The sequence below is a fragment of the Deltaproteobacteria bacterium genome (assembly GCA_016208165.1).
Classification (GTDB): Bacteria; Desulfobacterota; Desulfarculia; order JACQYL01; family JACQYL01; genus JACQYL01.
This window is the reverse complement of record JACQYL010000047.1, coordinates 19,117-28,732: the sequence shown is the minus strand read 5'-3', so window position 1 is coordinate 28,732 and position 9,616 is coordinate 19,117. Positions and strand designations below refer to the sequence as shown.

22 protein-coding genes are annotated in these 9,616 nt (G+C 53.3%); all 22 read left to right on the top strand.

The features are described from left to right. Positions 1-138 (top strand): elongation factor Tu (tuf, locus tag HY788_09975; protein ID MBI4774489.1); only part of this gene is annotated, 138 nt, incomplete at its 5' end. A 17-nt stretch (positions 139-155) separates the two neighbouring features. Beyond that, complete coding sequence (gene rpsJ / locus HY788_09970) at positions 156-464, top strand: 30S ribosomal protein S10 (protein ID MBI4774488.1); 309 nt, start codon at positions 156-158, stop codon at positions 462-464. A gap of 101 nt (positions 465-565) precedes the next feature. After that, complete coding sequence (rplC, locus tag HY788_09965; protein MBI4774487.1) at positions 566-1,195, top strand: 50S ribosomal protein L3; 630 nt, start codon at positions 566-568, stop codon at positions 1,193-1,195. 28 nt (positions 1,196-1,223) lie between these two features. Next, positions 1,224-1,862: a 50S ribosomal protein L4 gene (gene rplD, locus HY788_09960; GenBank protein ID MBI4774486.1), complete on the top strand. Its 639-nt coding sequence runs from the start codon at positions 1,224-1,226 to the stop codon at positions 1,860-1,862. After that, positions 1,846-2,136, top strand: a complete 291-nt coding sequence (locus HY788_09955; protein ID MBI4774485.1) for a 50S ribosomal protein L23 — start codon at positions 1,846-1,848, stop codon at positions 2,134-2,136. Before rplD ends, HY788_09955 begins: the two co-directional genes overlap by 17 nt. 9 nt (positions 2,137-2,145) lie before the next feature. After that, positions 2,146-2,973, top strand: a complete 828-nt coding sequence (gene rplB / locus HY788_09950; GenBank protein MBI4774484.1) for a 50S ribosomal protein L2 — start codon at positions 2,146-2,148, stop codon at positions 2,971-2,973. A 9-nt stretch (positions 2,974-2,982) separates the two neighbouring features. Next, the gene (gene rpsS, locus HY788_09945; GenBank protein MBI4774483.1) at positions 2,983-3,270 is read left to right on the top strand and encodes a 30S ribosomal protein S19; all 288 of its coding nucleotides are present in this window, start codon (positions 2,983-2,985) and stop codon (positions 3,268-3,270) included. 18 nt (positions 3,271-3,288) lie between these two features. Then, positions 3,289-3,621: a 50S ribosomal protein L22 gene (gene rplV / locus HY788_09940; GenBank protein ID MBI4774482.1), complete on the top strand. Its 333-nt coding sequence runs from the start codon at positions 3,289-3,291 to the stop codon at positions 3,619-3,621. Between the two features lie 20 nt (positions 3,622-3,641). Then, on the top strand, positions 3,642-4,274 hold the full coding sequence (gene rpsC / locus HY788_09935) for a 30S ribosomal protein S3 (GenBank protein ID MBI4774481.1): 633 nt from the start codon (positions 3,642-3,644) through the stop codon (positions 4,272-4,274). Positions 4,275-4,334: 60 nt separating this feature from the next. Continuing rightward, a complete protein-coding gene (gene rplP, locus HY788_09930) occupies positions 4,335-4,751 on the top strand; it encodes a 50S ribosomal protein L16 (GenBank protein ID MBI4774480.1) in 417 nt (138 codons plus the stop codon). Further along, entirely contained in the window at positions 4,748-4,939 is a 192-nt protein-coding gene (gene rpmC / locus HY788_09925; protein MBI4774479.1) for a 50S ribosomal protein L29, read from the top strand. Before rplP ends, rpmC begins: the two co-directional genes overlap by 4 nt. A 21-nt stretch (positions 4,940-4,960) precedes the next feature. Next, positions 4,961-5,224, top strand: a complete 264-nt coding sequence (gene rpsQ, locus HY788_09920) for a 30S ribosomal protein S17 (GenBank protein ID MBI4774478.1) — start codon at positions 4,961-4,963, stop codon at positions 5,222-5,224. A 13-nt stretch (positions 5,225-5,237) separates the two neighbouring features. Beyond that, positions 5,238-5,606 (top strand): 50S ribosomal protein L14, encoded by a 369-nt coding sequence (rplN, locus tag HY788_09915; protein MBI4774477.1) that lies wholly within the window; start codon positions 5,238-5,240, stop codon positions 5,604-5,606. 12 nt (positions 5,607-5,618) lie between these two features. Next, positions 5,619-5,942: a 50S ribosomal protein L24 gene (locus tag HY788_09910; protein MBI4774476.1), complete on the top strand. Its 324-nt coding sequence runs from the start codon at positions 5,619-5,621 to the stop codon at positions 5,940-5,942. A 61-nt stretch (positions 5,943-6,003) separates the two neighbouring features. Continuing rightward, on the top strand, positions 6,004-6,543 hold the full coding sequence (rplE, locus tag HY788_09905; protein MBI4774475.1) for a 50S ribosomal protein L5: 540 nt from the start codon (positions 6,004-6,006) through the stop codon (positions 6,541-6,543). Positions 6,544-6,703: 160 nt separating this feature from the next. Then, positions 6,704-6,889 carry a type Z 30S ribosomal protein S14 gene (locus HY788_09900; protein MBI4774474.1) on the top strand — a complete coding sequence of 62 codons (186 nt, stop codon included), beginning with the start codon at positions 6,704-6,706 and terminating at the stop codon, positions 6,887-6,889. Positions 6,890-6,908: 19 nt separating this feature from the next. Further along, the gene (gene rpsH / locus HY788_09895; protein ID MBI4774473.1) at positions 6,909-7,307 is read left to right on the top strand and encodes a 30S ribosomal protein S8; all 399 of its coding nucleotides are present in this window, start codon (positions 6,909-6,911) and stop codon (positions 7,305-7,307) included. Between the two features lie 19 nt (positions 7,308-7,326). Then, a complete protein-coding gene (gene rplF, locus HY788_09890; GenBank protein ID MBI4774472.1) occupies positions 7,327-7,866 on the top strand; it encodes a 50S ribosomal protein L6 in 540 nt (179 codons plus the stop codon). Between the two features lie 21 nt (positions 7,867-7,887). Then, complete coding sequence (locus HY788_09885; GenBank protein MBI4774471.1) at positions 7,888-8,253, top strand: 50S ribosomal protein L18; 366 nt, start codon at positions 7,888-7,890, stop codon at positions 8,251-8,253. Positions 8,254-8,469: 216 nt separating this feature from the next. Beyond that, positions 8,470-9,009, top strand: coding sequence for a 30S ribosomal protein S5 (rpsE, locus tag HY788_09880; GenBank protein ID MBI4774470.1), 540 nt, complete (start codon positions 8,470-8,472; stop codon positions 9,007-9,009). Further along, a complete protein-coding gene (gene rpmD / locus HY788_09875) occupies positions 8,984-9,166 on the top strand; it encodes a 50S ribosomal protein L30 (GenBank protein ID MBI4774469.1) in 183 nt (60 codons plus the stop codon). Before rpsE ends, rpmD begins: the two co-directional genes overlap by 26 nt. An 8-nt stretch (positions 9,167-9,174) precedes the next feature. Further along, the gene (rplO, locus tag HY788_09870; protein ID MBI4774468.1) at positions 9,175-9,615 is read left to right on the top strand and encodes a 50S ribosomal protein L15; all 441 of its coding nucleotides are present in this window, start codon (positions 9,175-9,177) and stop codon (positions 9,613-9,615) included. Position 9,616 lies beyond the last annotated feature (1 nt).

Here is a 9,616-nt window from a genome sequence, read left to right as displayed (position 1 = left end):
ATGGTGATGCCGGGAGACAACGTGAGCGTCGAAGTGAACCTGATCATGCCCATCGCCATGGAGAAAGAGCTTCGTTTTGCGATCCGCGAAGGCGGCCGGACGGTCGGCGCCGGCGTCATCAGCGACATTATTGAGTAGAGGATGTTCGGCTTATGATGGAGAATCAAAAGATTCGGATTCGGCTGCAGGCTTATGACCATAAGCTATTGGACGTGTCTGCTATGGAGATCGTGGAAACGGCTCGTCGAACGGGTGCCAGGATTGCCGGTCCGATACCACTTCCCACGAGCATAAATAAATATTGCGTATTGCGCTCACCGCATATCGACAAGAAGTCGCGCGAACAGTTCGAGGTTCGCACACACAAACGGCTTCTGGATATCTTGGAGCCGACCCAACAAACGGTCGATGCCCTGATGAAGCTCGAGCTGTCTGCCGGCGTGGACGTGGAAATCAAGCTGTAGCCGTTCAGAAGCGATACGCGTTCTCTGCCCGACGGCGTTGACGCCTGTCCGTGAGTGTGTAGGCGGAAGTCGTATGGTGCGGAGACGTTGAGGATATGACAATGGTACAAGGTTTAATGGGAATAAAACTGGGAATGTCCCGAATTTTCCTCGGGGAAGGCATAGCCGTACCGGTAACCGTTCTCAAGATCGGTCCCTGTAAGGTTGTCCAGAAGAAAGAGCAGGACAGAGACGGGTATACCGCTTTGCAGCTAGGCTTTTTGCCCAAAAAGGAAAAGCGGACGACCAAACCGTTGCTTGGGCATTTCAATGCCGCCGGCGTCGAGCCGATGGCGCATTTGAAAGAATTCCCGGTGGATGATGCGGACGGGTATGACGTTGGTCAAGAGCTTGGTGTCGGTTTGTTTGCGCCTGGAGATTTTGTGCATGTCACAGGTAAGTCAAAGGGGCGTGGCTTCGCCGGCGTGATCAAACGCCATGGCTTTTCCGGGGGAAAAGCAACTCACGGCTGCAAGACCCATCGGTCTCCGGGATCCGTCGGCTGTAGCGCCTACCCTTCAAGGGTAATGAGGGGGAAGAGAATGCCGGGCCACATGGGAGACCAGCAAACTACGATCAAGAACCTGCTGGTGCTGGACGTAAGACCTGAACAAGACCTCATGATCGTGAGAGGTGCGGTTCCGGGAAGCCGCAATAGCCTCGTTACCGTACGGAAGGCGCCCGCACTATAAAGATTTCGGAGATTCAGAGAGGGAAGTCATGCCGGTAGTGGATGTAGTCAATTTGAATAGAGAAAAGGTCTCCGAAGTCGAGCTGAGCGACGCCGTTTGGAACGTGCCCGTGAGGATTAGCGTTCTACATCAGGTAGTGTGCGGGCAGTTGGCATCCAGACGCCAAGGCACGGCTTCGACGAAGGGACGCAGCGAGGTTCGGGGTAGCGGCCGAAAACCTTATCGCCAGAAAGGAACGGGACGGGCCCGTGCCGGGACCAGAAAGAGCCCTTTATGGCGTGGAGGCGGCGTAGTGTTCGGGCCTAAGCCGAGATCCTATCAACAGAGAGTACCTAAGAAGGTGCGTAGGCTCGCACTTTGCATGGCTCTGACCGACAAACGGAAAAGCGATAAAGTGGTCGTGTTGGACGAATTCAAGATGCAGGAAATAAAGACCAAACGATTTGTCGAAGCCATGCGGGGGCTCCAAATAGAAAATGCGTTGATTCTAGTGCACCAGGACGATACTAATCTGCGGAAATCATCCAGAAATGTGCCGCACATCAAGGTGCTTCCGACAGACGGCCTTAACGTCTACGATATCTTGAAACACGAGAACCTGATCGTCCTGTCTTCTGCATTGGAGAAAATCACGGAGAGGCTGGCTCCCAATGAAAGAACTGCATGATATACTGATACGCCCTCTGATTACGGAAAAGAGCACCACGCAGAAAGAGACTCATAACGAGATCGCGTTCGTGGTGAATCCGAAGGCCAATAAAGTTGAAGTCTGGCGCGCTGTGGAAAAGGCCTTCAATGTAAAAGTACTCTCGGTGCGCACGATGAGGATGATCGGCAAGAAAAAACGCGTGGGCAGGTTCCCTGGGAAGAAACCGGACTGGAAAAAGGCGCTGGTGAAACTGGCTCCAGGCGACCACATTGACTTTTTTGAAGGCGCATAAGAGGAATTCATGGCACTCAAAAAACAGAACCCAACATCACCGGGTAGGCGATTTCAAACGACCGCTACTTTCGAGGAGATCACGACTACAACTCCCGAGAGGAGCCTGCTTCGACCGATCAAGAGTACTGGCGGCCGCAATGCATTGGGTCGACTTACCGCCAGGCACCGAGGCGGCGGCCACAAACGTCGTTACCGGATGATTGACTTTAAAAGAGAGAAGATAGATATCCCCGGCAAGGTAGCCACCCTTGAATACGATCCGAATCGGTCGACGCGCATCGCGCTTCTGCACTATGCGGACGGGGAAAAGCGGTATATCCTGGCCCCGCTGAAGATACAGCTTGGTGATGTGCTGGTTTCCGGTGAGTTTGCAGATATTAAGCCCGGAAACTGCCTGCCCTTGAGAAATATCCCTCTGGGCACGCACATTCACAATATCGAGTTAAACCCGGGTCGTGGTGGTCAGCTTGTGCGTTCCGCCGGCGGTTACGCCCAGCTAATGGCGAAAGAGGGGAGTTACGCCCAAGTCAAGCTTCCTTCCGGAGAGGTCCGTATGGTTTTTCTGGCATGCCGGGCTACTATCGGTCAATTGGGCAACATCGAACACGAGAACATCTCCATCGGAAAAGCCGGGCGTTCGAGATGGCTTGGCCGCAGGCCCAAGGTCCGCGGCGTGGCCATGAACCCGATCGACCATCCGCACGGTGGTGGGGAAGGTAAGTCCTCAGGGGGACGGCACCCCGTGACGCCTTGGGGTAAGCCGACAAAGGGATATAAAACGCGCGGAAAGAAATCGAGCGATAAATATATCGTTAAGAAGCGAACGAAGAAGTAGGAGGTAGACGTGCCCAGATCGCTCAAAAAGGGACCTTTTATAGACCAGAATTTGGCAATCAAAGCCATACGAGCCAAAGAGACCAGTTCTCGAAAAGTGATCCAGACATGGTCCCGGCGTTCTACCATTATTCCCGATTTTATCGGTCTCACGTTTGCGGTCCACAATGGCAAGAAGTTCATACCCGTATTTGTCACTGAGAACATGGTGGGACACAAATTGGGTGAATTCGCACCTACGCGAACTTTCTATGGACACGCCGGCGACAAGAAAACCAAAATGAAAGGCAAGAGATAGCCGCGGAGAACTGAAGTCATGCGTGTACGAGCAGTGGGCAAATTTTTGCGAGTCTCCGCCCGAAAGGCCCGATTGATAACGGACCTCATCAAGGGCAAGAGGGTGGAGGAAGGGATGAATCTGCTGAAGTATTCACCCAAGCGGGGGTCCCGGTTGGTCTTGAAAGTGTTGAATTCGGCAGTTGCCAATGCCGATCAGAATCCGAATATTGATGTAGATACATTGGTTATCCAGAATGCATACGCGGACGAGGGGCCGACTTTGAAACGATGGCAACCCCGCGCTATGGGAAGAGCCACACGGATTCGAAAACGCACGAGCCACATCACCGTTGTTTTGGAAGAAGCGTAAACTGAGTTGGGAGGTGTCCTTTGGGGCAGAAGGTCAATCCGATAGGCTTCCGATTGGGGGTAAACAAAACGTGGGATTCCAGGTGGTTTGCCACCCGTGAATTTTCCCGTCTGGTGATTGAAGACGACCAGATCCGCAAGTTCCTCAAGAAGAGGCTGCAGCATGCTGGTGTTTCCAAAATTCAGATCGAGCGGGCCGCCAACAAGGTCAAGCTGATTATCCATACCTCGAGGCCGGGCATTGTCATTGGGAAGAAGGGTCAGGAGATCGAGGCCCTGAAGAAAGAGCTGGTGAACCTGATTCGGCGCGACATAATGATCGACATACAGGAAGTGCGCAAGCCCGAGGTGGACGCCCAGTTGGTCGCAGAAGGGGTGGCCGCTCAACTGGAGCGGCGGGTAGCGTTCAGAAGAGCCATGAAGAAGGCGGTAACGAGCGCGCTGAAACTGGGAGCACAGGGTGTAAAAATTTCTTGCGCCGGGCGACTGGCCGGGGCGGAGATGGCACGGAGGGAATGGTACCGTGAAGGACGCGTGCCCCTCCACACGCTCCGAGCGGACGTGGATTACGGTTTCGCGGAAGCCCTGACGACGTACGGCATTATCGGCGTAAAAGTGCTTATTTTCAAAGGCGAGATTTTGGAAGAGGAATAAGGAACGTCGGTTCGAATATCAGTTCCGTCTTTTTCCTGAAAGAATGAGGATCATCGCGTCATGCTAGCCCCCAAGAAAGTCAAATATCGTAAGCAACAGAAGGGCAGAATGAAGGGCGCGGCCATGCGGGGCAACTCTTTACAGTTTGGCAGCGTCGGATTGCAGGCCCTCGAAGTGGGTCGGATAACAGCCCCACAGATCGAGGCGGCGCGTATTGCTATGACCCGCCACGTAAAACGCGGCGGCAAAATCTGGATCCGGCTGTTTCCTGATAAGCCCATCACAAAGAAGCCCACTGAGACCCGAATGGGTAAAGGCAAAGGAGCACCCGAGGGATGGGTTGCGGTTATCAGACCGGGTAGGGTGTTGTACGAGATGGACGGCGTCCATGTGGATACGATGAAAGAAGCCCTGAGGCTTGCAGCGCATAAGCTTCCCCTGAAAACAAGGATCCTGGTTCGGGAGGCGGTAACATGAAAAGTTCGGAGTTACGAGATCTAAGCGTTGAGGAACTGGTCCAGCAGGAGAAAGCGCTGAAAGAAGAGTTGTTTAACCTCAAGTTTCAGCATGCTACAGGCCAGCTGGAAAACGTTATGAGAATTGAGGTCACAAAGAGAGACATCGCGCGCTTGAAAACCGTGATGAATGAGAAGCCTGCGGCCTAGCCGTAGGATCAGGAGTGGTTCATGAGTGAACAGCGCTTGCGAAGGAAGAAAACGTTAACGGGTGTCGTGACCGGTGACAAGATGGACAAGACCGTAATTGTAAGTGTCGCGCGCCAATTTCAGCAACCCAGGTATAAGAAATACATTCGAATGCTGAAGAAATACAAAGCCCACGACGAAGCGAACGCGTGTTCTGTGGGGGATCTGGTCATTATTACGGAGAGCAGACCCTTGAGTAAAGACAAGCATTGGCGCGTGAGTAAGATACTGGAAAAGATGGCGTGATCGGAGAAAAGACATGATACAGTCGCAAACCATCCTTGACGTGGCTGACAATTCCGGAGCCAAGAAACTGTTTTGCATCAAGGTGCTGGGAGGCTCCAGAAGACGTTATGCTTCGTTGGGCGACATCATTGTGGTATCGGTGCGCGAAGCCTTACCCAATTCGAGGGTAAAGAAGGGGGACGTCATGAAGGCCGTAGTAGTTCGGACGGCCAAAGAGGTTGGACGTCCTGACGGCACGTATATAAAATTCGATAAGAACTCCGCCGTTCTGATTAATAATCAGAGGGAACCCGTTGGCACTCGCATCTTCGGACCTGTGGCAAGGGAACTCAGAGCGAAGAATTTCATGAAGATCGTGTCGCTTGCGCCGGAAGTCATTTAGGAGCCAAACACTATGAGCAAAACGGCGATCAAGAAGAACGACCAGGTAATGGTCATAGCCGGCAAGGATAAGGGAAAATCGGGCAGAGTATTGCGCGTTATCCCGGAAAAAGGGCGTGTGTTGGTTGAGAGAGTGAACATCGTCAAGCGTCACTCCAGGGCCAGCCAGAAGACAGGAAAAGGCGGAATACTGGAAAAAGAGGCACCGCTTGCCATTTCGAACGTGATGTTGGTTTGTTCCAAATGCAATAAGCCGGCCCGGATCGGCCACAAGGCGCTCGAGGACGGCTCCAGGGCTCGAATTTGCCGCCGCTGCGACGAGCTGATCGATAAATAGGAGCTCCAGATTCCTGAGGATATCTTCCGAAAACCAAAGACGATATGCGAGTTATAACGACATGGCCGGGTTGAAGGAATATTATAGAGACGAAGTCGTGCCTGCGCTGACCAAGGAATTCGGGTACAAGAATGTCATGCAAGTGCCCCATTTGGTCAAGATCACGGTGAACGTGGGAATGGGTGAAGCGATCCAGAACATTAAGCTATTGGACGCCGCGGCGGAAGAACTCGCCACCATCACGGGCCAGCGGGCCCTTGTCACAAAGGCCCGCAAGTCTATCGCGAGTTTCAAGCTTCGAAAGGGGATGCCCATCGGTTGTACGGTTACGCTCCGAAAAGCAAAGATGTATGATTTCTTTGAGAAGCTAGTGAATATTGCTCTCCCGCGGGTCCGGGACTTTCGAGGGATCCCCACGAAATCGTTTGACGGGCGGGGCAACTTTTCCATGGGCCTCAAGGAACAGATCATTTTTCCGGAGATCAACTACGATTCGGTAGAAAAAATACATGGGATGAATATCACTATCGTAACCACAGCCAAAACAGATGAAGAAAGCCGGTTCCTGCTTAGAAGTTTGGGCATGCCCTTCCGGCGATAACGGATACGGCGAAGGATGAGCGATCCTTGTAGTGCAACTCGATGGCATGCTTGGTATGATCGCCGCCGAGTATCTAGTTACGGCGAAGAGAGTTGAATGGAGTTATCCATAAGCGTAAGTGAGTGATTGCGACCGCGTCCCGCGGGCATGGAGGAATGTCTTGGCGAAAAAATCCAAAATGGTGAGTGCCAGCAGGCCGAAGAAATTCACAGTGCGAGATTACAACCGGTGTCCAATATGCGGGCGTCCGAGGGCGTTTATGCGCAAATTCGGAATCTGCCGTATCTGCTTCCGGAAGATGGCCTCTTGGGGCCTGATTCCGGGGGTCATTAAGTCTAGCTGGTAGAAGTGGAAGGAGCCGTCAAATGAGTATGACCGACCCGTTGGCGGATATGCTGACCCGTATTCGTAACGGCCTTGTGGCCAGATTCGGAAAAGTGGATATCCCTGCGTCCGGGATCAAAATCAGTTTGGCCAAGATCATGAAGAATGAAGGGTACATTAAAAATTACAAAATGATCAAAGACAGGCGTCAGGGGATCCTGCGTGTGTTTTTGAAATACGACGAGAACCAGAACAGCGTCATTTCTGGGCTGGAGAGAGTCAGTAAACCCAGTCGCCGGGTGTACGTCAGCCACGATGAAATACCCATGGTCCAAAACGGTTTAGGCATCTCGGTTGTTTCGACTTCCAAGGGGATGATGACTGATCGTGAAGCCAGAAAACTACGCGTTGGCGGCGAAGTCGTGTGCAAAGTCTGGTAGTTATAGGAGGTAAGGCGCCATGTCTCGCGTAGGGAAAAAGCCTGTCCCGATCCCGGACGGGGTTGAGGTTACGCTAAAAGATGGGATCGTTTATGCAAAGGGTCCCAAAGGGGGGCTCGAGCAGGCTCTTCACCCATTGGTGGACGTCAAGATCGAGGATTCGACCATACACGTGGTTCCCACGACGGATTCCCGGGATTCCTTCGCTATGCAGGGGCTGACCCGTACGCTCATCGCGAACATGGTGGGAGGCGTCAGTCAGGGATTCGTTCGAGATCTCGAGATCGTTGGCGTAGGGTATCGGGCCGAAATGAGAGGGAATGTCCTGGTGCTCAACGTGGGATATTCCAATCCGGTAGAGTATCATTTACCCGATGGGGTTACGGGAAAAGTCGAGAAACAGACCAACATTTCCCTCGAATCTATTGATAAGGTGCTATTGGGCCGCACCGCCGCAACCGTTAGGGGATTCCGACGACCGGAACCGTACAAGGGAAAGGGGATCCGTTACAAGAACGAGCGTGTGCGGCGAAAAGTTGGTAAGGCGGGTTCTAAATAGCTTCTTTTGGAGTAGGGCACCATGAAGACGAGCAAGAAGATTGCCGCGCATCTCAAACGTAAGAAACGAATACGGAAAAAGATCAATGGGACAGCGGAGCGCCCAAGACTGTCCGTATTCCGTTCCGCACGGCACATATATGCGCAAATAATCGATGACACCGCGGGAGTGACGTTGGCCGCCGCCTCTACAATGTCACCCGAGATTCGCACCGCTCAGAAAGAAGGCGGGAAGACAGGTGTGGCCAAAATGGTGGGCAAAGTGCTCGCCCAGAGGGCGCAGGATAGAGGGATTATCAAAGTCGCCATGGATACCAACGGATTCCGGTATCACGGTCGTCTGAAAGCCCTCAGTGAGGGAGCCAGGGAGCAGGGTCTGGTCTTTTAAGAAAGGCGGCGGGATCGATACGGCGGAAGAGGATTTCAGGTTTCCTGCCTAAAGGGTCCACAACACGGCAGCGGCGGCCCGCAGGGAAACCATGGGTGTTCAACGGAACGGGGCCAATCTCGGGAGTCCATGTGTTCTCGTCCGTCATACGGCTAAACGGCCGATGAATGATCGACGGGCAAAAGCTGTTGCTGTTTTCGACTAAGGGAGAGATCATTGTTCGACAAAGCGAATGCAGAAAATCAGTTGACCGATAAGGTGGTTCACCTCAACCGTGTCGCTAAGGTTGTGAAAGGTGGTCGACGTTTCAGTTTCAGCGCCATCGTCGTGGTCGGAGACGGCAATGGCAGCGTCGGCGCCGGATTGGGCAAAGCCAACGAAGTACCGGAGGCGATTCGCAAAGCGACGGAGAACGCGAGGAAGGACATGATGGAGGTCCCGATTGTCCAGTCGACCATTCCTTATGAGATCATTGGAAAGTATGGTTCGGGTTCGGTGCTGCTTAAACCCGCGTCCGAAGGTACCGGGGTAATCGCGGGTGGCGCCGTTCGCGCCGTCCTCGAGGCCGCCGGAATTCGGAACATCCTGACCAAGTGTCTCGGATCGCACAATCCGCATAACGTGGTAAAAGCTACTCTCGAGGGTCTGAGACGCTTGGAAAGCGCGGAAACGATCGCAAGAAAACGCGGAAAAACTGTAGCCGAAATTCGAGAGAGTACTGGGAGCGGTCATGTCGAAGAAAGAGATAAGGGTTAAGCTCGTTCGCAGCCCGATAGGACATCCTAAGAAGCACAAATCCGTGTTGGTGGGAATGGGGCTGAGGAAGATGAACCGAACGGTGACACTCGAAGATACACCGGCCATTCGAGGCATGGTTCATAAGGTGTCTCATCTGGTGGAGATTCAGGAGTAGGGTTGATGATTACGCTAGATAGACTGAAACCGGAAAAAGGCGCCCGGAAGAAGACCAAGCGTATTGGGCGTGGTCCCGGCTCCGGATGGGGCAAGACGGCGGGTCGCGGCCACAAAGGTCAACGGGCGCGATCCGGAGGAAGAGTCCGTCCCGGGTTCGAGGGCGGCCAAATGCCATTGACTCGCCGGCTGCCCAAGGGCGGATTTACCAACATCTTTAAGCAAAAATTCAATATCGTCAACATCAGGGACCTGGAACGATTCGATTCCGGCGCCGAAATTGATCCTTCGATCTTGACGGCGGCTGGGCTTATAAAGAAGCCGCGGTGGAAAATCAAATTGCTCGGGCAGGGTGAACTTTCGAAGCGGCTGACGGTTAGAGTTCATACGGCTAGCCGCGGAGCGATCGAGCGCATTCAATCTGCTGGCGGAAAGGTCGAGGTGATCTGAG